General features: G+C 39.3%; 19 protein-coding genes. All 19 read left to right on the top strand.

Translation table 11 applies throughout. The annotated features are described in order from the left end of the window. The first annotated feature begins 230 nt into the window (after positions 1 to 230). A complete protein-coding gene (gene hpsE / locus VB797_RS31905) occupies positions 231 to 1,199 on the top strand; it encodes a hormogonium polysaccharide biosynthesis glycosyltransferase HpsE (protein WP_323241828.1) in 969 nt (322 codons plus the stop codon). A gap of 163 nt (positions 1,200 to 1,362) precedes the next feature. Then, entirely contained in the window at positions 1,363 to 2,349 is a 987-nt protein-coding gene (locus tag VB797_RS31910; protein WP_323241811.1) for a glycosyltransferase family 2 protein, read from the top strand. Positions 2,350 to 2,623: 274 nt separating this feature from the next. Further along, positions 2,624 to 3,553, top strand: coding sequence for a glycosyltransferase (locus VB797_RS31915; RefSeq protein ID WP_323241812.1), 930 nt, complete (start codon positions 2,624 to 2,626; stop codon positions 3,551 to 3,553). A gap of 351 nt (positions 3,554 to 3,904) precedes the next feature. Further along, entirely contained in the window at positions 3,905 to 5,908 is a 2,004-nt protein-coding gene (htpG, locus tag VB797_RS31920; RefSeq protein ID WP_323241813.1) for a molecular chaperone HtpG, read from the top strand. A gap of 502 nt (positions 5,909 to 6,410) precedes the next feature. Next, entirely contained in the window at positions 6,411 to 6,647 is a 237-nt protein-coding gene (rpmB, locus tag VB797_RS31925; RefSeq protein WP_323241814.1) for a 50S ribosomal protein L28, read from the top strand. 200 nt (positions 6,648 to 6,847) lie between these two features. Next, positions 6,848 to 7,069: a 2-oxoisovalerate dehydrogenase gene (locus tag VB797_RS31930; protein ID WP_323241815.1), complete on the top strand. Its 222-nt coding sequence runs from the start codon at positions 6,848 to 6,850 to the stop codon at positions 7,067 to 7,069. An 86-nt stretch (positions 7,070 to 7,155) separates the two neighbouring features. After that, positions 7,156 to 7,308: a hypothetical protein gene (locus tag VB797_RS31935; RefSeq protein ID WP_323241829.1), complete on the top strand. Its 153-nt coding sequence runs from the start codon at positions 7,156 to 7,158 to the stop codon at positions 7,306 to 7,308. A gap of 1,127 nt (positions 7,309 to 8,435) precedes the next feature. Continuing rightward, positions 8,436 to 13,349, top strand: coding sequence for a hormogonium polysaccharide biosynthesis protein HpsA (hpsA, locus tag VB797_RS31940; protein WP_323241816.1), 4,914 nt, complete (start codon positions 8,436 to 8,438; stop codon positions 13,347 to 13,349). 101 nt (positions 13,350 to 13,450) lie between these two features. Then, complete coding sequence (gene hpsB / locus VB797_RS31945) at positions 13,451 to 14,152, top strand: hormogonium polysaccharide secretion pseudopilin HpsB (RefSeq protein WP_323241817.1); 702 nt, start codon at positions 13,451 to 13,453, stop codon at positions 14,150 to 14,152. Positions 14,153 to 14,184: 32 nt separating this feature from the next. Then, entirely contained in the window at positions 14,185 to 15,264 is a 1,080-nt protein-coding gene (gene hpsC / locus VB797_RS31950) for a hormogonium polysaccharide secretion pseudopilin HpsC (protein ID WP_323241818.1), read from the top strand. A 76-nt stretch (positions 15,265 to 15,340) separates the two neighbouring features. Further along, positions 15,341 to 16,030 (top strand): type II secretion system protein, encoded by a 690-nt coding sequence (locus VB797_RS31955; RefSeq protein WP_323241819.1) that lies wholly within the window; start codon positions 15,341 to 15,343, stop codon positions 16,028 to 16,030. A gap of 236 nt (positions 16,031 to 16,266) precedes the next feature. After that, positions 16,267 to 17,277, top strand: coding sequence for a hormogonium polysaccharide biosynthesis glycosyltransferase HpsE (gene hpsE / locus VB797_RS31960; RefSeq protein WP_323241820.1), 1,011 nt, complete (start codon positions 16,267 to 16,269; stop codon positions 17,275 to 17,277). Positions 17,278 to 17,770: 493 nt separating this feature from the next. Continuing rightward, positions 17,771 to 18,310, top strand: coding sequence for a type II secretion system protein (locus tag VB797_RS31965; RefSeq protein WP_323241821.1), 540 nt, complete (start codon positions 17,771 to 17,773; stop codon positions 18,308 to 18,310). A 145-nt stretch (positions 18,311 to 18,455) separates the two neighbouring features. Beyond that, positions 18,456 to 19,088 (top strand): TIGR04282 family arsenosugar biosynthesis glycosyltransferase, encoded by a 633-nt coding sequence (locus tag VB797_RS31970; RefSeq protein ID WP_323241822.1) that lies wholly within the window; start codon positions 18,456 to 18,458, stop codon positions 19,086 to 19,088. A gap of 196 nt (positions 19,089 to 19,284) precedes the next feature. After that, entirely contained in the window at positions 19,285 to 20,121 is an 837-nt protein-coding gene (locus VB797_RS31975; RefSeq protein ID WP_323241823.1) for an HpsJ family protein, read from the top strand. A gap of 144 nt (positions 20,122 to 20,265) precedes the next feature. Further along, on the top strand, positions 20,266 to 21,132 hold the full coding sequence (locus VB797_RS31980; protein WP_323241824.1) for a glycosyltransferase family 2 protein: 867 nt from the start codon (positions 20,266 to 20,268) through the stop codon (positions 21,130 to 21,132). Between the two features lie 576 nt (positions 21,133 to 21,708). Further along, entirely contained in the window at positions 21,709 to 22,476 is a 768-nt protein-coding gene (locus tag VB797_RS31985) for a DUF502 domain-containing protein (RefSeq protein WP_323241825.1), read from the top strand. A gap of 92 nt (positions 22,477 to 22,568) precedes the next feature. Then, positions 22,569 to 23,216 (top strand): transcription antitermination factor NusB, encoded by a 648-nt coding sequence (gene nusB / locus VB797_RS31990; RefSeq protein ID WP_323241826.1) that lies wholly within the window; start codon positions 22,569 to 22,571, stop codon positions 23,214 to 23,216. A 121-nt stretch (positions 23,217 to 23,337) separates the two neighbouring features. Then, on the top strand, positions 23,338 to 24,948 hold the full coding sequence (ftsY, locus tag VB797_RS31995) for a signal recognition particle-docking protein FtsY (protein WP_323241827.1): 1,611 nt from the start codon (positions 23,338 to 23,340) through the stop codon (positions 24,946 to 24,948). Positions 24,949 to 25,015 lie beyond the last annotated feature (67 nt).

Here is a 25,015-nt window from a genome sequence, read left to right on the forward strand (position 1 = left end):
CTCCGCGAGGCTCTCTCTGCCTGTTATTGCGATCGGCACAATCCATCCACCTACATAGGTTAAGAAGAAAAATAGATTTCCCAGCCCACGCAGGTGGGCTTCGTTTTTGTAGCCCCACTCTTCCAGAGTGAGGGCTTCCGGAATCTACTAACATTCTCAAATCTGTGAGTTTCGATCTCGAACTGGGAATAATAATCTCAGCGAGTTTAAAAACAGTTTTGAAAATGACTATAGCCGTTCATTTAACCGTTGCTATTCCTACTTACAACGGAGAAAATCGTTTACCCAAAGTATTAGATAAGTTAAAACAACAAATAAACGCGGAACATCTTAACTGGGAAGTTATTGTTATTGATAATAACAGCACCGATGGTACTGCAAAACTGATTAATGATTATCAACAAAATTGGCTGAAAGACGTACCTTTAAAATACTATTTTGAACCAGAACAAGGGATATCTTTTGCCAGACAGCGGGCTATGACTGAAGCTAATGGTGAATTAGTGGGATTTATTGATGATGATAATCCACCCTTTGCAAATTGGGTAAGTTCAGCTTATAAATTCGGTCAAGAACATCCGAAAGCTGGTGCTTTTAGTAGTAGAATTCACGGTGTTTTTGAAACTAATCCCCCAGAAGAAATTAAACCGATTACATTTTATTTAGCATTGGTCGATCGCGGTTCCGAACCTTTGATGTACGAACCTCGCAAAAAAGGGCTTCCTCCTGGTGCGGGATTGGTAGTACGTCGGGATGTTTGGAAGAAATACGTTCCTGCTAAGCTGTTGTTGATAGGTAGAACTAAAAAAAGCTGGATGCCTACAGGTGAAGATGCAGAGGCATTACTATATATTTATAAAGCCGGATGGGAAATTTGGTATAACCCCGATATGGAAATTGAACATATAATTCCATCATCGCGATTGGAGAAAACATATCTGATCGGGTTAATTAAATTTATCGGTTTGGGACGCTTCCATTTAAGAATGTTAATGCTCGATTGGTGGCAAAGACCTTTTGCTTTTTGCGTTTATTTAATTAACGATTTTCGGAAAGCAGTATTATACTTTATTCGTTATAGAAAGGTGTTAAGAAAAGACGTTGCTGCGGCTTGTGAAATGCAGCGGTTAATATCAACTTTAATTAGTCCTTTTTATTTGTGGCGGATGCAAATTGCTAATTTAACGAAAATATACTGAGGCTATTTTTAGAAAAGCGAGTTTAGCATATCAGTTACAGCGATTTTTAACAAAATGAAACCTCACCCCCATCCCCTCTCCTTGGTAAGGAGAGGGGTGTTAGAGATAGGGTGATGTTCGGTGTTACAAATGAAATTGCTATATTATCTTTTAAATAATTGATATGCTAACTAATGAAATATCTGTAATTATTCCTGTATATAACGGGGAAAATACTATTAAGGAAACTATTAAATCTGTTTTAAATCAAACTTTTACTAACTTTGAACTAATTATTATCAATGCCAATTCGATAGATAATACTCTCTCGATTATTTCTCAAATCAAAGACGAAAGAATCAAAGTTTTTTCTTACCCTCAAGCAAATGTAGCCGTGAATCGCAATCGCGGTATCAATCACGCAACAGGTAACTATATTACTTTTTTAGATGCAGATGATTTGTGGACAACTGATAAATTAGCAGCCCAATATACAGCTTTACAATCAAATCAAGCTGGAGTTGCCTACAGTTGGACAAATTGTATCGATGAAAATGGCAAGTTTCTTCGTAAAACATCTCACGTTAATTGGACGGGAAACGTTTATTCTAAATTATTATTAGATGACTTTATTGGTAACGGTTCTAACGTGATGATTCGTAGAGACATTTTAATTAAAGTTAATGGTTTTGATGAAATATTAACCAACGCTCAAGATACGGATATGTGGTTAAAGTTATCGGCTATAACCGATTTTATCTGTGTACCGAAAGCGCAAGTATTATATCGAATTCAGCCTAGTTCCATGTCATCTAACGTATTAGGACTAGAAAAATCAAATTTAGAAGTTATTCAACGTGCTTTTGCTCGCGAACAAGCAAAATCCCATCAACATCTTAAACCCAAAGCGATCGGCAATCTCTACAAATACCTTTGTTACAAAGTTCTTGCAACACCACCAGGAAAACAGCAAAGTAAAGTTGCAGCAAGATTTTTATTAACTGCAATCAAAACAGATACAGGTCTTTTATTTAAACCAGTAATATTTAAAGCTATTTTGAAATTAATTGCAATGGTAATTTTACCTCCCAACTGGGCAAACGTGCTTTTCAAAAAACTTCCTCGTTTATCAAATACCAGCACTTTCTTGGGATACGAAAAAACAATTTGATATTAGTAGAACTTAGCAAAAAGGCAGATTTTTTTGTAGTAGGGTGCTGTGACACTTAGAGAGATTATAAACGTAACAATAAGTCTTGTGGTGTCACGCACCATCCGAGTTTTGTGGCAATCGCGTAAGTCCTGATTAATTTGTAGCGACTGTCTTGAATATCAACCGCGATCGCAAAAAAACAGTGGCACAACCCAAAGCGGATGTTGGGTGAAACGAAGTATTACAACCCAACCTACAATTGCAAATGATGATTATAAAGGAATTTAATCAAATGTCTATTTCGGTAATAGTCCCCGTATTCAACGGAGAAAAAACCGTTAAAGAAACAATAAAATCAATTTTAAATCAAACCTTTACGAATATCGAAGTAATTATCATTAACGATGGCTCTACAGATACAACTTTAGAAATTATCGAAAATATCCCCGATTCACGGATCAAAATATTTTCTTATCCAAACGCTGGTTTATCAGCAAGTCGCAATCGAGGCATTTTTCAAGCCAAGAGGGAATATATTTCTTTTATCGATGCTGATGATTTATGGACTCCTGATAAACTTGAATCGCAATGGCAAGCTTTACAATCAAATCCTCAAGCTGCTGTAGCTTATAGCTGGACTGATTATATTGACGAATCGAGTAAATTTATTAAATCCGGTAGAAGAATTAAAGTTAACGGTGATGCTTTTGATAAACTTCTGATAACTAACTTTTTAGAAAATGGTTCCAATCCTCTAATTCGTCAAGAAGCTTTAAAAATTGGTGGTTTTGATGAAACGCTTTTTGCAGCAGAAGACATTGATATGTGGTTGCGTCTCGCGGCTAATTATGATTTTGTTTGTGTCGAAAAGCCGCAAATTTTATATCGAATATCAACAACTTCCATGTCTACCAATCTTAAAAGACAAGAAGCTGCATCCTTAAAAGTAATCGAACGTGGTTTCAGCTATCCCAAAGCCGAGAAACTACAGCATTTGAAAAAGCAAAGTCTTTCACATCTTTATCAATATCTAACTTTTAAAGCAATTGAAGCACCACCACAACAACGTCAAACCATGACTGCGGTATATTTTTGGTGGAATTGGATTAAAAATAATCCTGCGATCGCAAAAAACAAACGAGTCGTCATCATCGCAGTGTTAAAAATTATCTTTCCCCAACTGTTTGAGCGAGTCACTCAATTGAAAGTTGCACTAATGTAAACTCTTGTGGAATTTCTTGTTCCCAGACTCCGGCTGGGAATACATATCAAGAGGCTCTGCCTCTTAATATACTGGAGGCAGAGCCTCGCGAAATGGGTTCCCAGCCGGAGTCTGGGAACCAGTTGACCAGTTGCTAATGTAGAGACGCGATATATTTTATCTCTATAACATGGTAGGGAAATCCGCATCACGTTTATAGGGCAAACAATGCTGTAAATTTAGTGCAGTTTATCTACTGAAGCATTAAAATCCAAATTGATAATAACCCTGCTTACCTTTCCGGTAAAGTGGGGTGTTGGGGTTTATTACCCAAATAATCATTAAAATATTTGTATTTACTGCGACTAAATTATGTTAGAACAAGGTACCATCAGTATCCATACTGAGAATATTTTCCCGATTATCAAGAAGTCTCTTTACTCAGATCATCAAATCTTTTTACGGGAACTGGTATCAAATGCCGTTGATGCTATCCAAAAGCTGCAAATGGTGGCTCGTTCGGGAGAATTTTCGGGAGAAATCGGCGAATCGGAAATTATACTTGCTGTAGATAAGGATAAGAAAACTCTTTCTATTACCGATAATGGCATCGGTATGACGGCAGAAGAAATCAAGAAATATATCAACCAGGTTGCTTTCTCTAGTGCTGAAGAATTTGTGCAGAAGTACAAAGGTGAATCTGACCAACCAATTATCGGTCATTTTGGACTTGGTTTTTATTCTTCCTTTATGGTCGCGAACCATGTGGAAATCGATACTTTATCTTACAAAGATGGAGCGGAAGCAGTTCACTGGAGTTGTGATGGTTCCCCAAAATTCACTTTAGAAGAATCATCCCGCACTGCTCGCGGTACGACTATTATTCTTCACCTCATGGAAGAGGAAGAAGAATTTCTTGAAGACGCACGAATTAATAATCTTGTCAAGACTTACTGCGATTTTATGCCCGTACCCATCAAACTTGATGGTGAGGTATTAAACCGACAAAAGGCACCTTGGCGCGAATCTGCCAGTAATTTGACCAAGGAAGATTACATGGAGTTTTACCGCTACCTGTATCCTTTCGAGGAAGAACCGCTACTTTGGGTGCATTTGAATACTGATTATCCTTTCATTGTGAACGGTATTCTCTACTTCCCCAAACTCAAGCCGGATGTTGACGTGAGCAGAGGACAAATCAAATTATTTTGCAACCAAGTATTTGTTAGCGACAACTGCGAAGAAATCATTCCTCAATTCCTGCTACCAATGCGGGGTGTAATCGATAGTAGCGATATTCCCCTCAACGTATCTCGTAGTGCATTGCAAGGCGATCGCACTGTCAAAAGAATCGGCGATTACGTTGCCAAGAAAGTCGGCGATCGGCTCAAAGAACTGTACCGCGATGACCGCGAGCAGTACATTTATGCTTGGAAAGATTTAGCAACCTTCGTTAAATTCGGGGTGATGAATGATGAGAAATTCAAAAAGCAGGTTGAAGATATCGTAGTTTTCCGGACTACCCATCAAGGAGAAAATACGGATACAGCACCAGCGGAAAATGCTCCCGCAGTAGAAGTACAGTCCCAGGAAGGCGACGCTTGGCAAGATGTCACCCCTGGAGGTGAAGGAGATTCTACGTCTGCTCAACATTCCTTGCCCTACGTAACTCTCAAAGAGTATTTAGAACGCAACAAACAAAACCACGAAAACCGCGTCTTTTACTGTACCGATGAAGCATCACAAGCTGCTTACGTAGAATTACATAAAAATCAAGGCTTAGAAGTTCTGTATCTAGACTCCTTCATCGACACCCACTTTATCAACTTCCTGGAACGCGAATACAACGACGTTAAATTTACGCGGGTAGACTCCGACTTAGATAACACCCTGCTAGACAAAGATAAATCCGAGGAAATAGTAGATCCGACAACCAACAAAACCAAAGCCGACACAATCAAAGAGATATTTGAGAAAGCCCTCAACAAACCCAAACTCAACATTCGTACCGAAGCCTTAAAATCCGACAACCCCCAAGGAACACCACCAGCAATGGTGCTATTACCAGAAATACTGCGTCGCTTGCGAGAAATGAACGCCATGATGCAGCAGCAAACGGTAGAATTTCCCGAAGAACACGTATTATTAATTAACACCGCTCACCCACTGATCCAGAACCTGGCAAATCTCAACCAAGGTAGTATCATTCAAGATGGCGGACAATCGCCTACAGGTGAGTTGGTAAATTCAATTTGTCAACACGTTTACGACTTAGCCTTGATGTCACAGAAAGGCTTCGACGCAGAAGGAATGAAATCCTTTGTCCAACGTTCTAATCAAGTACTTACTAAGTTGACAGAACAAGCTGCGAAGTAGTTAGGAGCTAGTGGTCTATGTCATTAATTCTGATGGGTAAGAAATTCGTAGTGGGAGCGTCTCGCTCCCTAGTGGGAGCGTCTCGCTCCCTAGTGGTAACGAGCGACCAAGATGGTCGCACTACGTTAACCCTTCAAAACTTATGTGGTGGACTACTAGTAGTCTGTCCCATTAGTTCTGAAGGGTTCGTAGTGAGGGATTTATCCCTCAAATCAAGGGCTAAAGCCCTTACTACAAACTATCAAAATTAATGGGACAAAGTACTAGTAGTCCATGTCATTAATTCTGATGGGTTTTAGAGACTTAGCAGTGCTACGTCTCCCGACGTTTCCGGGAAAACGAACCCTTTAAGATTAATGCAATAGACTAGTTTCATTAATTTTGATAGGTAATTTGTAGTGCGAGCGTCTCGCCCGCTATTATTCACGAGCGACCAAGATGGTCGCACTACGAATACATCCGATAAAATAGAAAATTACGTTAAAAACAGGAGATTCTTGATATGTCTCGTAAATGTCAGCTAACTGGTAAAAAAGCCAATAACGGTTATGCGGTTTCTCACTCGCACCGTCGGACTAAGAAACTTCAGCAAGCGAACCTGCAAAGCAAGCGCGTTTGGTGGGCTGAAGGTAATCGCTGGGTGAGACTGAAGATTTCGACTAAAGCTATCAAAACTTTGGAAAAGAAAGGCTTGGATGCGATGGCAAAAGAAGCTGGTATTAATCTCAATAAGATGTAATCCCGTTTTCCGTAAATCATAATACATACAAGTAACTAATGTAGAGACGTTGCAGTGCAACGTCTTTATAATTTTGATTTGCATCGAAAAGTGTGAATTACAACCCCCCCCCGCAAATCCTTCCTAGGGGTTTAGCAATTGCTAACTGTTAACAGCAATATGTTGTTATAAGATATTTAATGAGTTAGACGAAAAAATCAGTGAATAATATCGCAACTGAAATAGTATTTCTAATTGAAGAAGACCCAGAAGGTGGTTATACAGCTAAAGGCTTGGGAGAATCGATTTATACTCAAGCTGAAGATATGGCTAGTTTGAAAGAAATGGTACGTGATGCTGTTCGCTGTCATTTTCCCGATGAAATTAATCGTCCTAAAGTCATTAGATTGCATTTTGTTCGGGATGAGGTCATTGCTTCATGAAGTTGCCGCGAGATTTATCCGGAGAAGATTTAGCTAAGGCATTAGTACGTTTTGAGTATATAGTAGATAGGTAAACCGGAAGCCATATTCGACTTACAACTCAACTAAATGGCGAACACCATATTACAGTTCCCGCACATAATCCATTAAAAGTCGGAACCTTAAATGCCATATTACGAGATGTTGCGGAGCATTTCGATTTAACTCGTGATCAGCTTTTAAGTCAACTGTTTTTTTAATTTGTATGATAAAAATCGCTTTCTGGCTTGTCCTTACGGATATGCTGCGCTAATACACTACAATATTTTAACGTTTCTATATTAGACATCTCCGGAAAACATTTATATGAAAGCGATCGCGAGGGAAATCTTGATTTTGTGCAATACTCACCCTCCTTCATCTTGGAAAGAGTAGGGTGCAAGTCTTCTCAATTGTTTCATAGCGTTCGATCCCCCCTAGCCCCCCTTGGAAAGGGGGGAATAGGATTCGTAGCTTCCTTTCCAAGGAGGAATAAAATTCATAGCTCCCTTTCCGAGGGGGAATAAGATTCATAGCTCCCTTTCCAAGGGGTAATAGGATTCAAAGTCCCCCAATCTATCGGGGGATTTAGAGGGATCTAACGAGATATGCATACACCCTAGCCTTGTTAAAGCTACAAGTGCGGTGATAAAATCTGCAATATTTTTTTCTCTGACTGATAACTTTACTGTTTCAAGTGGGTAATATAAGCTCAGTCTGCTAATTGCAACTTCATAAAGTTGTCTTGAGCTAACACTTATTTATGTAAAAAATCAGCGAAATTAATATGAAGCTATGGCGTTATTTTTCTTCTTCGGCTATAAATTAAGTAATTCAGATAATATTCTTTTTGACCGGAAAAACGCAAAATATTTACAAGATTAAAATACTACTTTTGTTTGATTTATGAACCTTGATTATTTCAAATGCTGACTAAAAATAATTTAGGTTGGCGATATTTTGATTTCATTTATCTTTCATAAAAACTTTGCATTGTTTATAAATGGATGGATAGAAATAAGTATAAGATGCTTCGTTGTTGGGTTCTTGAAGTGTTATCTCTTAATAAAAATAAACCTTATTGTATTGTCTCTCGAATGGAGATAATAATTTAGGACTTACGCAACTGGCATATTTTGGTCGTAGGGTGCTGTGACACTTCGCTTGATTTCTAACGCAATAATAAGGTTGATGTGTCACGCACCGTTCCCTCGGTCTTGTGACAATTGCGGCCATTCCTGTAATTATTGCTGTAAATACTTGATAAATATCAGCAAACGTTGTTTTAAACCAGAACTTTAAGACTATTTTTTCATAAATTCGCATCACAATTGATAGGAAAGTAGCTATGTATAGAAATCGTAAGTTAGTCAGGGCAATTCAAAACTTTTACCAACGGTTTCAACCTAAACCTCCATCTACTGTTAAGGAACAAAGTTTATGGCTTTTACGAAGTTTCATAGTTACTAAGAAGCGACCGGATTGGGTTAATGCTGGTTTTGTGTTACCTACTGTGGCGATGGTTTCGCTGGTAGTGGTGTTGTTGACGATCGCGATTTTATTTAGGTCGTTTGAGCGTTCTAAGAATGCGAGTAATGTCAGGGTGAATCAGGTAGTCTTGAATGCTGCGATGCCAGCTATTGATCGAGCTAAAGCGAAGATTGATAAGTTATTTACTGACCCTACGTTACCACGTTCAACCCCATCAGATTCTTCTCTTTATACTGCTCTTACTAAAGGTGACAAGCTAGCTGGATATACATTTGGTGATGAAACTCCTTTAGCCGTTAGATATGACATTGATGGTAACAAGGCTATAGACAGTGCAAGCACTGAATTAGAAAAAAAAGAAGTATCAAATACTGCCTGGAGATTTCCTGTTGATACCGATAATAACGGTAAATACGATAGTTTTACACTTTATAGCATTAACTTTCGTAGTCCTAGTAGAGGTAGTGATGGTAAATTTGACCGCGCTCGCGCTTCTTTAGATGCAAGAACCCCGCCAATGGATGATGGTTCTTTAGGTGGACTTTGTGCAGGAGCAAAAGGTACAAGTTCGAGTTTGATTGGAGATTCTGGCTGGTACAAATCGGGAGGGAACCTAAAGAAAAGCTTTTTTATATATGTAACTACTGTACCAATTACTGAGACTGACGCTAATACCAAATATGGTAATAAATACGAACGATATAGAGGAAATCAAGGCTTCTCCGCTGTAGAGTTTCAGCAAGACCAAGAGCGGATTCCAATTGTTAACAATGCGGTTGTTTATGAAGACGATTTAGAAATTACGCCTGGTGCTGGACTTAACTTAAACGGAAGAGTTTTTACTAACAGTAATTTATTAACTGGAAGATTTTTTACCCCAGAAATCCGTTTTTACCAAGTAAGTAGTCCAAACTCTTGTTTTTATGAAGCAGAATTTAGCAAAATCATAGTTGGTGGTAATCTTGGTTACGGTCGTATATCTGAATCAAAGAAGCCAGAATCTGTTATTTTCGACTTATTTCAGCGAGGAGCGGCAGGAAAGGAGGAATCAGTTAAGTCCCCTGGCAAAGATGATAAATATGTAGTGGTTGACAATACAGCCGCACAAATAGCCTACAACGCTAGAGCTTATGCTGACAGAATTAAAGCACAAGTAGAAGCGACAATTGATGCAAAACTGACATATCCACAGGAAGTACAAGGACTTATTGCTGCTGGAAACACAGAACGAGAAGCATTAGAAGCTTATTTTAAAAAGCGTACTCGCAAAGTTCCTTTTGCCGATCCAGACTTAACAAGCTTAACTCTTCAAGGTAATGGAACTGACAAGTTAAGAGGTCCAGATGAATGGATTTATCCTTTTAATCTTGAGAACAATACAACAAGTTATACAGGATTGAGTCTTAATGTTGGTAGACTACTTGCTACCGAACCAAATAAATTGAAGGAAGTTAAAAAGGAAAGTGAACAATACCTTGGCGATCGCATTTTAATTGGTAATAATTTACCCGCTCTGTGGTTTGATAAAACTGCAAACGATTTTGTAGGAGTAAAAACTTCTCAACAAGTGTTACCTAGAACGAATGGTGATAATAAGATTAATGAATCCAGTACAGAATGGAGTGATTATAATGATGAGGAAAATAAATTTCGTTACCGCACTACCAAAATCCAGGAGTTAGTCAGTCTTGAAGGTGCTACCAAACGAAATGGCTTTTTTGAGGAACAAGCTGTAGAACTGCCAAAGAATCCACTCGATAATGTTGGCGGTATGCGTGTAGTTACGGGAGCAGGTATTTATATTGACGGTAGCACCAATTATCCACGAACGGCCCCTAATGCTGCTTTGCCAACTCCTAATTGGGATGCAACTTTTGTAGATATATCCAATAGCGATTCAAATCGAGTTTGGGTTAACAGTCTTAATTTTAATAATGATCCTGCAAAGCCACCGATAATTGCTTGGCCGGATTCAATGTCGATGGGCGACCCTACTGTGCCAACGTCCAAGGGTGACTTGTTGATGAGAGCAACTGCTGTTTATCACTACAAAGATAATAGTGGTAAAGAACAAACACCTATGGCTTGTGTAAGCAGCTACTACGATCCGACAAATGCAAATACAGCCCAAAACAATTCTGCTGCTTGGAAAAACCCAAATGCTACTCCAGGGATCAACGGCAAGTCCAACAACGGTATTGTTTATCCTTCCTACAGCGGAGCCAGAACATCTGCCATTAGCGCTTATCAGACACAGTTAGAAAATCAAGCAAGACTAGTATTTCCTAACGGACGTTTTGCAAATGAACCCTTAAGAAATGCGATGCAACAGTATAGTGCAGGCAAACCTCTTTCAATGGCTGATAATTCAGCAATTGATACAGCAGTTTGTGCAATTCAAATCCTCAATGGTACCTTAGCACCTAGTTCCAGTAAACTACCTCACGGAACCATCTACGAAACGTCATTTTTAGATGCCAGACAAATCAAATCAATTGAGAACACACCGAATACAGCTGACCCAAGTATAAATCCTGAATACAAAGGTAATTTAGAACAGCGTCAACCTTTAGAAGTGCGCGTTACGGTTTTAGATGTAGATAAACTGCGTCAGACAAAGATTGGCAGTAGTTCCCCCAGCCAAGAATACCTCCTACCCAACAGTGGCATTATTTATGCCACTCGTGATGACGCTCTCTTGGATCTGAGTGATCAACCTGGTGCAAAACAAAATATACAAAACGACCAAGATGAGAATATTTATAGAAGAAACTTAATCAGTCCAACTGATTACAAAGTTGACCCGACTCGCCGTCCAAACGGCATTATGTTAATTAATGGTTCACGTTTAGACCGGGAGTCAACCTACAGAGACGAAGAAAAAGGCATAATTTTAGCAAGTAACGTTCCTGCGTATATCAAGGGTGATTTTAACCTTCATGCGAAAGGGTCTGTTAAGGGCAACCGAGTTGAAGAGTTTGAAGATATGCTATTTGATTCAGCAACTGAAGAAATAGATTGGACTAATTTTTATAACCGTGCAACACTTGATAAGAATTTTGCTTGTCGTCCAGGAGATCCAAGACTTCCCCAATGCGATCTAGGAGATAGTTGGCGACCTGCTTCGGTTTTAGCAGATGCTGTTACTGTACTTTCTGACAATTTCCGTTTCGGTTTTCGTAATGAGGGTGACTACGACCTAAGAAATAATGCAGGTAATGCTGTAGTTCCTAATTATGACTTTAATAACAACAGTAATAAAACGGACATTTTAAGCGAAACAACTCTTAAAGTTGACCTGAATGGTGATGGAGACCAAGATGACACAAATGTTTCTGAAGCAGATCAAATAAGTGTTAGCGCAGTTCGTCAAAAACTAGGTTTCTTTGATAATAATTTCCTTACTAGTGCAGATTGGTTTGAGTCAAGCGCCGATCCAAGCGTTGTGATCGACTCTCCTAAAGACTTTGATACTTCTGTTTCTAATATTCAAGGAAGTTCCTATGTTAATAACTTTGTCACCCCAATTCAACGGCGCGTAACATTTAATGAATACTTGATGGAGGTTTGTCCAAGAATTCCCGTTCATACTTGTAGTGCTGGTGATTGGTCTATTGATGGTGCTGGAACGACAGCAACAAGTCAAATAGGAAGCACATACAATAGAACTGGTACTCACACATCTGGTACGACAGCAGACTTAGCCATTCCAAATTTACAACGTTATGCTCGGCGCGTAGCTTTTGCCCGTAATACTACCACTGGGAACCTCACACTAGATACGAAAGGTCAGCCAGTTCCTTTAGGAATTGATACTTCAGGTAATATCCAAGCATTCCCAAGAAACACAGTTACCGGAAAAACTTGGACTGTTGGTTTACCAAGAGCGGTACCTAAAGCTCTTTGGTTCCGGACTACAGAAAGGCAAGCCGTCTCACCAAAAATAAATACCAAAAACGATACTCAGTATCAACGCGGGCTACATCTTTTTTACCAAACAATAGACAATAAAGCATTAACAGGAACTGATCCGAACGAACAACCGATTTTAGTTCCGGTGCTACAAATTCGGATGCCAAATGATACCTGGACTATAACTTCTGGAGACCCCGGTACAGTAGATAGAAATGATCTACCTACGAAATATAAAGATGATTCATCAAACACAGGTAGGGCTAAAGATAAAGAAAGAAAGTGGTTACAACAAGCCTCTTCTACAACAACAAATTTAGCCATAGTTGGTGGTGATACTCCCGCACACTCAACTGAGACTAACGGTGGTTTAGAAAACTTTGTACGTTACTTAGAAAATTGGTCTGATCCTACCGACCCTGAGACAAAAAATATTAAGCACAGTTTAAGTGGCTCACTTATTCAATACAAACGTAGTGCTTATGCTACTGCACCTTGGCAAACCTTACGAGGTAATGTCAGAAGTCTTTTTGGTTCTGATTACGAGCAAAAGTATCGAACTGACACTACCGATGGTGATACGCCATTTTATACACCACCTTCACGTCAATGGGGTTTTGATGTAGGTTTGCTGTCTCAGCTACCTGACTTGTTTGCTCAGACCTTCACCTTACCACCGACAAGAAAGCCTAACGAGTTCTTTAGAGAAGTAAATCGAGATGACGAATGGGTAAAAACTTTACTTTGTGCAAAAACAGTAAATGTAAGTACGAGTGGAATTCAAATTACTACAAATAATGCAGTTCCAGACAATCAACGTCCTACTGAATTTTGTAAAACAGAAACAGGGGACGAATAAATACAGGATTCTTCTAAACCCTCCTTCAGAAGGAGGGTTTAGAAGAATCGGATACTCCAAATACTTCTTATTGTTTCAGTCAAAAAAACAAAACGCAAATCATGCTCAAACGTCAATTCCAACAACTTGCTTTTAAAGATAATCAAGCAGGTTTCACAATTATCGAATCTTTGGTAGCAGTTATCGTACTTGGCATTTTAATGACTGCGATCGCTCCTACAATTGTTCTCTCAACTGCAACGCGAGTCCAATCAAGACGTATAGAACTAGCTACTTTAGCAGCAGGAGCTTATATTGATGGCGTAACTTCTGGAAGCATTCCCGCACCACCTATCTCAAAGACCACTAGTAGCGCAGCTCCTCCTGGAACAAGCCTAAGTTGCGATGATGTAGATGATCTTAAAGCAAAAAAAGGTTATTGTTCTTCACCTAAAGACGATTCATCCTATAAAGTTTTTTGTATTGATGGTACTGGTGATGGGAAATGTACCAAACAGCAATCAAAAGACATGATTGTGCAAGCATTTGGCTTTAACCCAGATTCAACAGAAGCTTCACAAGGTTATAAATTGAGCGTTCGAGTTTATAGAGCCGATGCTTTTGAAGATAATAGTGCTTTAACAATAGGTAATGGTACAAAACAATCAACTTTTACTGGAGGAATGGGTAAACGCAAAGCACCTTTAGCAGAAATAACAACAGAGGTTGTAGTTGCAGGAAAAACAACATTTGGCAATTGGTGTAATCGTTTTAAAAATACTAAAACCATTATTAACAACACAAATTCTGATTGCGGTAAATAATAACGCGAAATTTAGTAAAAGACTTACTCCACATGAAAAATAGACTTCACTTTATTCTCAAGTACAGTATTAACAACAAACCTTCTAAAATTACTACTAAAAAAAACGGATTTACCCTCATAGAACTTTTGGTAGCAATGATTCTTGCAGTGTTGGTGCTAACACCTTTACTGGGTTTTATGATTAATATTTTAGATACAGACCGTAAAGAACAAGCCAAGGTAAACTCAGAACAAGAAATACAGACAGCCCTTGATTATATTACCCAAGATTTGAAACAAGCAATATACATATACGATGCGAAAGGTATAAAAGCGATAAGAAACAAACTTCCTTACCCAAGTGATACAGATAAAGTACCTGTATTAGTATTTTGGAGCCGACAATTTGAGAAAGAAGCTATTGGTGGTTCCTTTACAGGCAAAAATGATAGCTTTGTTTATTCTTTGGTAATTTACTACCTGATTCAAAGTAACTCAGATAATAATCCTAATCAAACGTGGTCTAAGCAATTTCGTATTGCTAGATTTGAATTAAAAGATGGAATAAGAGACCCAGAAAAACCTAATAAGGTTGAAGCAGGCAATTTAGTTCCTAACTATATTAAAGATAAAGAACCCGATCAAGGATTTGCTTTATTTAAAATTAATGATCCAACTATCAAGGGTACTCTTGAAGAGAAAATGAATAGTTGGAAAAAAGATAGTACAGACTTAACGTATAATCTGAATAAAACTGCTGTTTTAGTTGATTTTATTGATGCTAGTCCAAGAAATGATTTAATGTATAAAGAACTTATTCCAGTTGATTGTACTACAGTTTTTGACTTAGACAATGTACCAAGTGACAAAAAAGTAGATAGAACAGCAGCGCTAAGAGTTCCATCTTTTGCAGGGACTCATCTTTATTCTAGTAATCAAACTTTAAATAACAGCAGCTTTTACGCTTGCGTAGATATTGATAAAGTATCAGCAAAGATATTTTTGAGAGGAAATGCTTATGCTCGGATAAATAATGGAGATACAAATTATAATACAAGTCGTCAATCTTACTTTCCAACGGCTAGTAGTCAAGTTAAAGCCAGAGGATTAATTGGTGCATTAAAAGAATAACAATTAATAAATTAGATTTTTCAAAAATAATTGCTGATTTCTATAAGTCTTTTCTTCAAAACTACTTTAAACACTCATGAAAAATTTGTTATTTTCAAGCCTGTGGAAAATAACGCCTGTAAATAATGAATTAAATCAACAGCGTTATCAAACTAACCCCAATAGTTCAACTTCTGGTTTTACCTTAATAGAAGTATTGGTAGTAATATTTATGGTCGGTATTCTTTCAGCAATAGCAGCACCAAGTTGGCTTGGGTTTGTTGCCAAACAGCGATTAAACAAAGCTAATGATAGCGTTTTAGCAGCATTACAAGAAGCGCAGCGAGAAGCGAAAAGAACGAAGTTATCTTATAGCGTCAGCTTTAGAACTGATAACAACAAACCTCAAATAGCTATTCATCCTCGCAATGCAGAACCCGATCAATTCTGGCGCGGTTTAGGAGATGATGCAGGAGTCAATACAGAAAAATTCTTAATTGGTACAAATCTTGATGGTATAAACAAGATAAAAAATAGCATATCCTATGGCACTACTTTTAATACAAGCAATCCTAATACAAGCAATCCACAAACCATTACTTTTAATTATCTGGGTGTTATGGGAGCGAAAGCAGATGGAACTTCTTCTGCTGACATAGGCTTAAAAGTTTTAGTCGCTATACCTAAACCGCAAGCCCCAACACAACCTACTGATGTAAAACGCTGCGTTATAGTACAAACTTTAATTGGAGGAATACGAACCGCGAAAAATAATGATTGTAATTAATAAATATAACTAATTTACTGGTTAAATTATAGAGTAGGGAGACGTTGCAGTGCAACGTCTCTACATTATTAATATGTGTTGCTTTTAGGAATATAGAAAAATACGAAAAATCAATAAAAATACTGAAGCAACAACTGCACCTAAAAGAAGAAAATTAATACATTGGGTGCAGTTTTATATTTCAATTTTCATCTACCATCAAACACACAAATTAAAACAACATTTGAACCAGCGCTATGACAGAGTGCATATTCACCGTTGCTATTCCGACATACAACGGTGCGAGTAGATTACCCGAAGTTTTACAAAAACTGCAAAATCAACTGCATACCGAAGCTATTTCCTGGGAAATCATCGTTGTCGATAACAACAGCACCGATAACACGGCAGAAGTTGTTAAAAACTATCAAAAAGATTGGCAACATCCCTTCCCTTTAAAATACTCATTTGAACCCAAACAAGGCGCAGCATACGCCCGCGAAAAGGGAGTTGCAGAAGCCAAAGGTGAAATTATCGGCTTCCTCGATGACGATAACTATCCCCTGTCCAACTGGGTCGCCAAAGCTTACGAATTCGCGCAAAAATATCCCCAAGCAGGTGCGATCGCCAGTCAAATACATCCCAACTGGGAAATTGAACCACCAGAAAACTTTCAACGCATCGCGCCATTTTTAGCAATTACCGAAAGAGGTAATATACCCTTACTCTACCAACCAAAAAGTAAACTATTACCACCTTCCGCAGGAATAGTTATTCGCAAACAAGCTTGGTTAGAAAACATTCCAGAAAAATTAATTTTAACCGGCAGAGCTAACGGTAATATGCTCACCGGCGAAGACACCGAAATGCTGTCTTACATCAAACAATCAAACTGGGAAATTTGGTATAACCCGGAGATGGAAATTTACCATCAAATACCCCAATGGCGCTTGCGAAAAGAATATTTATTCCCCTTTTTCAAAGGCATTGGCTTAAGCCGTTACGTAACCAGAATGGTTGATGTCAAGCCATATTTGAAGCCAGTCGCAATACTTGCTTATATGGGGAACGACCTGCGAAAAATCTTATTTCATATTATTAAATACGGGAAAAAGGTGAAAACAGATTTGGTTGCAGCTTGCGAAATGCAACTATTTGTGAATAGCTTAATTAGTCCTTTTTACCTGTGGAAAAACGGCTATTTTAAGAAAAGGCCCTCAGACTATAAGTCTGGGGCTAAACAAGGAAAGCCCACCTGCGTAGGCTAAAAGGCAACTTAATTGTAAAACCTGCGGAGGCAGGTTTCGCCTGTGTAGCCGCGACTTAAGTCGCCAGGTATCTTTCAGTTTACATTCGAGGCAGAGCCTCTTGAAATAGGTTTCCCAGCGGTCGTCTGGGAACCAGGAAAGCCCACCTGCGTAGGCTAAAAGGCAACTTAATTGTAAAACCTGCGGAGGCAGGTTTCGCCTGTGTAGCCGCGACTTAAATCGCCAGGTATCTTTCAGTTTACATTCGAGGCAGAGCCTCTTGAAATGGGTTCCCAGCCGGAGTCTGGGAACCAGAAAAATGGGTTCCCAGCCGGAGTCTGGGAACCAGAAAACCAGAAAGTCTGGGAAGCAGGACTCACCCCGCCGACCGCACTCCTCTCCTTACCAAGGTGAGGTTGATTTCCGCAATATTTACTTAGTTATCAGTTATCAGGTATTAGTCAACTCAAACTAACCGCGTCTACCAGTGTGGTGCATTTATCAAAAAAATAAAATGTTTAACAAACACTGGAATAATAATCCTAGCAGAGGCTTTACCCTGCTCGAAATGTTGGTGGTCATTGCAGCAGTTGGTTTATTAGCTGCGATCGCCGCTCCTTCTTGGCTAGCTTTTATCAATAATCGTCGCCTCAATAGTGCTTCCGATCAAGTTTATTTAGGTTTACGCGACGCGCAACGTCAAGCCAAAAAAACGAAAACAACTTGGCAATTTAGTCTTCGCGTTAAACAACCTGAAAATATTGTCCAGTGGGCAGTTCATCCAGAGACAGTAAACCCAAATAATGCTAACTGGAATGATTTGGACTCGAATGTAGTTTTGGATGAAGAAACGACTTTAAATTTAAAAAATAATGTCAGACAAATTCAGTTTGACTATATAGGTAGTATCAGAAAACCGCCCTTGGGAAGAATTACTTTATCAAGTAAAAATGGCGGGAAAGCTAAACGCTGCGTGTTCGTTTCCACTATTTTAGGAGCAATCCGCACCGCCAAGGAACGCGATCGACCTAAAGATGGCGATTATTGCTATTAATATATTCTTGGTTTGTAATACACCCAAAACCTCACCCGGTCTCCAGCACCCCTCTCCTTAATAAGGAGAGGGGAAGGGGGTGAGGTTGACAAATGGTGCGTTACGCTGTCGCTAACACACCCTACAATAGCTACAAATAACTTGCGTGTCTCTTTCACCCAAAATCACCGAACAACACCTAATTATTTTCACCCGCTATCCCGAACCAGGTAAAACTAAAACTCGATTAATACCTGCTTTGGGAGTCGAAGGTGCTGCAAATCTCCAGCGACAAATGACGGAATTTACTTTATCTAAGGTAAAAAAATTGTGCAAATCGACTGCAATATCTTTTGAAGTTCGATTTGCAGACGGCAATTTACAGTTAATGCAAAGCTGGTTGGGAACAGAATTAAATTACCAACTTCAAGGAGAAGGGGATTTAGGAAAACGCATGGAGAACTCTTTTTTGGATGCCTTCAATCAAGGTGCCAAAAAAGTAGTTATCATCGGCATTGATTGCCCCGGTGTCAATGCTCAAATTTTATCAGAAGCCTTTGAAAAACTTCAAGATTGCGATTTATTGCTCGGTCCTGCTGTCGATGGAGGCTACTACCTAATTGGTCTAAAACTTGCCATCGGACAATTATTCACTAATATAGATTGGGGAACTGATCGAGTATTAAAACAAACTGTGGATATTGCTCGGCAACTCAATTTATCGGTTACTTATTTACAAACTTTGGCTGACGTTGACCGACCGGAGGATTTAGCAATTTGGCAAAACAGTCAACAGTGAACTGCAATACGAGGATTTGCCGAAGACAGGTGAAATAACCTTTGCTACTGTGGTGTAATCTCGAACATAGGTGCTAAAATCTCCACCTGTATAAAACCTACTTTAATTTATTAACAGTAGCTAGAATATTAGCAACAATATTCAAGTAACTTTATGTAGGACGATAGTTGTAATTGAATGCGAGACTTAAATAAAGATGGTTAATCGTTTGGCTACTGTAAGCACTTCCCGTACCTTGAAAGTGGTAGGGATAATCTTGATTTTGTCCTTTTTAGTTGACATTTTAATCCTTTCATTTCCCTTCCAACCAACTAATAGTGGATGGCAAATTCAGTTAGCAACTGCGTTTGTTGACCGAGGGATTGTCCCCTTGGTGGGTTTTGGGATGTTATTCGCGGGACATTGGGTTGATAGTTTTGATGATTCTATTGCGTCTGGTATCGATTTGAGATTCCCCGCATTAATTTTGTCAGCTGTCTTGGGCTTGATTTTTCTGCTAATTTTTCCGCTGCACCTTAATAACGTGCGACAAGCTAGCGATCGCGAAGTTAAACAAATAGCCGCAAGTGCAACTCAAGCAGAAAACCAGGTGCAAAGCCAGCTATCGCAGGTGCAAGCAAGATTAAGTACCGCCGAAGCAAAAGCTCAGATCGAACAACAAAGAACTCAAGTCAGAAATCAGTTTTCTGAACTACTCAAAGATGAAACAAGATACAAGCAAGCTATAGAAAATCCCAGCATTCCCGAAGAGCAGAAAAAATTACTCAGGGACTTTAAGGCTGACCCTAAAGCGCTCGATACTTTTATAGACGCACAAAGCGACCCACAGAAATTAGCAAATCAGCGCTTAACTCAAATTCGTCAAGAAAAACAAGCCGCTGAAACACGAGCCAAAGACACAGCTTGGAAATCTGGATTGCGAGTTGGTATCAGCAGCTTACTACTTTCCATTGGCTACATTATTATCGGTTGGACTGGATTAAGAAGCGGTGCAACTTCCGGTGGTGGGAAGCGTAAAGCAACTGCACGCTGAGGAGAGATGGGGGGATGGGGGGATGGGGAGACAAGGGGACAAGGAGATAAAAAGAATTTTAACCTTTGACCTTTAACCTTTGACCTTAATTACTCCTAACTCCTCACTCCTAACTCCTAACTCCTAACTCCTAACTTTTAATACATGATTACTATTTATATACTGACTTATAACGAAGAGTTGGATATTGCTGCTTGTATTGAGTCGGCGATGATGTCGGATGACATTATTGTCGTGGATTCGATCAGTGGCGATCGCACTGTGGAAATCGCGAGTAAATATCCGGTTCGCGTTGTGGAACACGCTTTTGAAAGTCACGGTAAGCAGCGTACCTGGATGTTAGAAAATATATCCCCGAAGTATGAGTGGGTGTATATTCTCGAAGCAGACGAACGCATGACACCAGAGTTGTTCGCGGAATGTGTGGAAGCAACCAAAAATCCAGATTATATCGGTTATTACGCAGCCGAACGAGTAATATTTATGAATTCCTGGATTCGCCGCAGTACTCAATATCCTCGTTACCAATTGCGTCTTTTTCGTCACGGTAAAGTATGGTTTACAGATTATGGTCATACCGAAAGAGAAGTCTGTGAAGGCAATACCAGCTTTTTAAAAGAAACTTACCCTCATTACACTTCTGGCAAAGGATTGAGCCGGTGGATTGACAAGCATAACCGTTATTCCACTGACGAAGCTAAAGAAACCTTGTATCAGCTAGAACAAGGGAGCGTTAACTGGCGCGATTTATTCTTCGGAAAAACAGAAATAGAACGCCGTCGCGCCCTCAAAGATTTATCATTGAGATTACCAGGAAGACCCTTGGTGCGGTTCTTTTATATGTACTTCCTGCTTGGAGGCTGTTTAGACGGACGTGCTGGATTAGCCTGGTGTACCCTGCAAGCCTTCTACGAATACTTAATCATGCTCAAAGCCTGGGAAATGAAGCATATCCCTACACCCACCTTGGAAGGAATGGGGGGAGGTAAAGAGTTAGGAGTTAGGAGTTAGGAGTTAGGAGTTAGGAGTTAGAAGTTAGAAGTTAGAAGTTATTTGATTTTAGATTCTGGACAAGCGACGAAAAAGATATTTTGGATTAAAAGTCAAGAGAAAAACATTCGTAGTGGGAGCCGAACAGCTCCCTTTTTGTTTTTGCGGTAAAACTCAATACATCTGTTTTAACTCAGATAGAACACAGTAAGAACCCTACCCCGCCCTACTTTTCGCATCTCCTTACCAAGCAGAGGCGAAGGGGGTGAGGTAAAATTTGTGTAAATTATTGAACCCAAAACTGCTATATCTCCCATGCCCAATGCCCAATGCCCAATCCCCGATCCCCAATGCCCTAATTTTTAATGCACCAAATTAATTAAAATGTTACATTTAATATAAATTCATATTTATCAATCAAAAGTTTTCATCAGCGAGTTTTTGCTTTTATCTTAATATTCTCTAACTAAAGCCAAGGCGCAATATAATTATCGGGTCACGATCGAGTGAAGAGCTAACCTTTAAATAGTATTTTTGTATTAATAGTGTAGGCGAAGCAAAAGCAAATGTTCAGAGCAATGAGATGAATTTGCTGGTATGAATAGCAATAACAGAAATTCCACTAGCGCTATTAAGGAGAATAAAGGCTTGGGTTACGAACGCTGGAAGCAAGACCTAAAGAATGACCTGATTGCTGGTTTGCTAGTAATAATTCCTTTAGCAACCACTATTTGGTTGACAGTTACTATTGCTACTTGGGTAATCGATTTTCTTACCCAGATACCCAAGCAGCTAAATCCTTTTGAAGGGTTACATCCTTTATTGATCAATTTATTGAACTTCGTGGTGGGGTTTACAGTACCGCTACTGAGTATTCTTTTGATTGGATTAATGGCTCGCAATATTGCGGGTAAATGGTTGCTTGATTTTGGAGAGCGTTTATTACAAGCAATCCCCTTAGCCGGTCAGATTTACAAAACACTTAAGCAGCTTTTAGAAACGCTATTAAAAGATACCAACAATAAATTTCGTCGCGTAATTTTGGTGGAATATCCCCGACCGGGAATGTGGGCGATCGCCTTTGTTACGGGTGCTGTCAACAGCGATATTCAAGCCAAAATGCCGAACCCAATGTTAAGCGTTTTTATTCCCACTACTCCAAATCCGACGACGGGATGGTATGCGGTGGTTCCTGAAAAAGACGTAGTGAACTTATCAATGTCGATAGAAGAAGCGTTCAAAATACTAATATCTGGTGGTATTGTTTCTCAAGCAGCACCTCTACCTTCTTTAGAAATTCTCAAAGAACGCAAACTAGAATCACGAGAGAAAAAGCGAAAAGTAATACCTGTTGAGGAAGGATAATATTAATTGCCGTGCCGTTTCCCAGCGTCCAGTGGCGTGGTATTTTGTGTGTCTAACCTTAATTACGAATTACTAATTATATTCATAATGCTATGCAAAACCGTCGTCCACCCCGTCAAATTGCCCGCGAACTGGCGCTGTTAAGCCTTTCTCAATTGCTTGTAAATCCTAAAACATTAACACAAGACCAATTACCCAAACTAGTGCTTGGGGCAGTACGTACCTTGAGAGTAGAAGTACAAGATAGCTTAGAAAATGCTTCTGCTGAACTACAGCGCAGTAACGACCGTATTTTAACTAGCCAAACTCGTGCTGCTGACTTAAATACAGCAAGAACAATGCTCCAGGAAGCAGTTGGATATACCCAGGTAGCAATAAATCAATTGGCTGCTACCCTTGATTTTCCAGAATTGATTCAGCTAGCCAATCAAGATAAAGATGTGCGGGAATATGCTATTGAACTTGTGAAAAAGATCGCAGCAGAACGTAAATTTATAGATGAAAAGTTATCTGCTGCTTTGGTAGATTGGCAAGTAACGCGACTTGCTCAGATAGACCGAGACATTCTTCGTATCGCTGTAGGAGAAATGGAATTTTTTAATGTTCCTGCTAAAGTAGCAATCAACGAAGCGGTGGAACTAGCCAAACGCTACAGTGGAGACGATGGACATCGATTTATCAATGGTGTTTTACGTAAAGTCGCCGAACTACATCAATCATCAGCGATCGATGAACAGTAAACAATTGATCGGAGCATTCTAAATTTGTAAAAGCATATTTCGGTATCTTGTTTAATTTACCTGTATTAAAACACTCCCATATTGATAATTGTTAATTGAATAACTGACGTTATTAGCTGCAATGGTTTTTAATTGGTTCCGTCGTCAAAACAACAAGCCTTCTGATACTTCTTCCGAACAGAAGCAGGAGCAAACTGCTGAAGAAAAAGAAGTAAGTACAGAATCAACCCAAACGCAAAATCCAGATCCAACCGCAGAAGCTACCGATCTATTAGCGTTTGCGAAAGCTGCTTACAAAAATATTCAGCAAAAGCAGCAAACAACTGAGTCAACTGAGCAATCTACATCTGATGTTGAAGAGGTTTCCGAATCTGAAGAAGTAACAGAATCTTCCCAAAAAGCAATTGAAACAGTTGCCGAATCTGAAGAAGTTGTAGATGTAGAAGAAAATACACAGCCGCCACCAGAAGAAACTACTGCAACTACTACGATAGAAACATTGGATTCAGATGCTATAGAGCAAGATGTAATACCTGTAGAAGCGGAAGTATCGCAAACAACAGCACCTGCCAATTTATCTTTTTTGGAAAGAGCTTCTTCAGAGCGAGAAGCTAAGCAGGAAAGACTTATTGCTAGTGCTATAGAATTGCCCGAAACTACACGGATAGAGCCATCGGTTGTACCATCTAATGATACAAGCAATATTGAGCAAATACCCTCCCTTCCATTTGATGAAGGATTTTTATGGTCAACAGAAGTTCTCGCAGCACAAGGTAGACGTGCCGAAGATGTTTCGATTGAAGAAATTACTTGGCTGCAAAAGTTACGACAAGGTTTAGATAAAACTCGTCGTAGTTTAGTTAACCAGCTTAAAGCAATTGTTGGTAAAGGACCGCTTAATAATGATGCAGTAGAGGAAATCGAAGCTTTGTTACTGCAAGCCGATGTTGGTGTTGAAGCCACAGATTTCATTATTAATTCTTTACAGGAAAAACTGCGTCAAGAAGCTTTACCACCAGAAGAAGGTATTGCTTACCTCAAAAAAATTCTGCGGGAGATATTGGATAAACCGCTGCAAGAATCGTCCAAAGCTGCATTTACCCCAGAAAAAGAAACTTTTAACATTTGGTTAGTGACTGGAGTTAACGGGGCAGGTAAAACTACTACTATCGGTAAAATTGCTCATTTAGCAAATAAATCTGGTTACAGATGCTTAATTGGTGCAGCAGATACCTTCCGAGCAGCCGCAGTGCAGCAGGTGAAAGTTTGGGGTGAAAGAAGCGGTGTTGAAGTGATTGCGAATCCAGGGAAAAATACAGACCCAGCAGCAGTTGTATTTGATGCGATCGCAGCCGCTCAGTCGCGATCAACCGAGTTATTACTAGTAGATACCGCAGGTAGATTGCAGAATAAGAAAAACTTAATGGAAGAATTAAGTAAAATCCGGCGAATTATTGTTAAAAAAGCTCCAGATGCCAAAGTAGAATCACTGTTGGTTCTAGATGCTACCTTGGGTCAAAATGGATTGCGACAAGCGGAGGTGTTTTCACAAGCTGCTGAACTTAGTGGTGTAGTTTTAACTAAGCTGGATGGAACTGCTAAAGGAGGTGTTGCTCTTGCGGTAGTACAGCAGTTAGGTTTACCTATTCGCTTTATCGGTGCTGGTGAAGGTATTGAAGATTTACGTCCTTTTTCTAGCTACGAATTTGTAGAAGCGTTGCTTAGTGGTTGAGCAAGTAGAAATTATCTACTGTTAATCGGCTATATGGAGCAATAATTCACAAAGAGACTTAGATTAG

The organism is Rivularia sp. UHCC 0363, assembly GCF_034931125.1.
In the GTDB taxonomy this organism is placed as follows: domain Bacteria; phylum Cyanobacteriota; class Cyanobacteriia; order Cyanobacteriales; family Nostocaceae; genus Rivularia.

Excerpts from the sequence above, each read along its gene's own strand:
- hpsA (WP_323241816.1), top strand. The coding sequence starts at position 8,436 with ATGTATAGAAATCGTAAGTTAGTCAGGGCAATTCAAAACTTTTACCAA.
- VB797_RS31980 (WP_323241824.1), top strand. The coding sequence starts at position 20,266 with ATGATTACTATTTATATACTGACTTATAACGAAGAGTTGGATATTGCT.
- VB797_RS31955 (WP_323241819.1), top strand. The coding sequence starts at position 15,341 with ATGAAAAATTTGTTATTTTCAAGCCTGTGGAAAATAACGCCTGTAAAT.
- hpsB (WP_323241817.1), top strand. The coding sequence starts at position 13,451 with ATGCTCAAACGTCAATTCCAACAACTTGCTTTTAAAGATAATCAAGCA.
- hpsE (WP_323241820.1), top strand. The coding sequence starts at position 16,267 with ATGACAGAGTGCATATTCACCGTTGCTATTCCGACATACAACGGTGCG.
- VB797_RS31985 (WP_323241825.1), top strand. The coding sequence starts at position 21,709 with ATGAATAGCAATAACAGAAATTCCACTAGCGCTATTAAGGAGAATAAA.
- nusB (WP_323241826.1), top strand. The coding sequence starts at position 22,569 with ATGCAAAACCGTCGTCCACCCCGTCAAATTGCCCGCGAACTGGCGCTG.
- VB797_RS31915 (WP_323241812.1), top strand. The coding sequence starts at position 2,624 with ATGTCTATTTCGGTAATAGTCCCCGTATTCAACGGAGAAAAAACCGTT.
- ftsY (WP_323241827.1), top strand. The coding sequence starts at position 23,338 with ATGGTTTTTAATTGGTTCCGTCGTCAAAACAACAAGCCTTCTGATACT.
- hpsC (WP_323241818.1), top strand. The coding sequence starts at position 14,185 with ATGAAAAATAGACTTCACTTTATTCTCAAGTACAGTATTAACAACAAA.
- VB797_RS31910 (WP_323241811.1), top strand. The coding sequence starts at position 1,363 with ATGCTAACTAATGAAATATCTGTAATTATTCCTGTATATAACGGGGAA.
- rpmB (WP_323241814.1), top strand. The coding sequence starts at position 6,411 with ATGTCTCGTAAATGTCAGCTAACTGGTAAAAAAGCCAATAACGGTTAT.
- htpG (WP_323241813.1), top strand. The coding sequence starts at position 3,905 with ATGTTAGAACAAGGTACCATCAGTATCCATACTGAGAATATTTTCCCG.
- VB797_RS31975 (WP_323241823.1), top strand. The coding sequence starts at position 19,285 with ATGGTTAATCGTTTGGCTACTGTAAGCACTTCCCGTACCTTGAAAGTG.
- VB797_RS31965 (WP_323241821.1), top strand. The coding sequence starts at position 17,771 with ATGTTTAACAAACACTGGAATAATAATCCTAGCAGAGGCTTTACCCTG.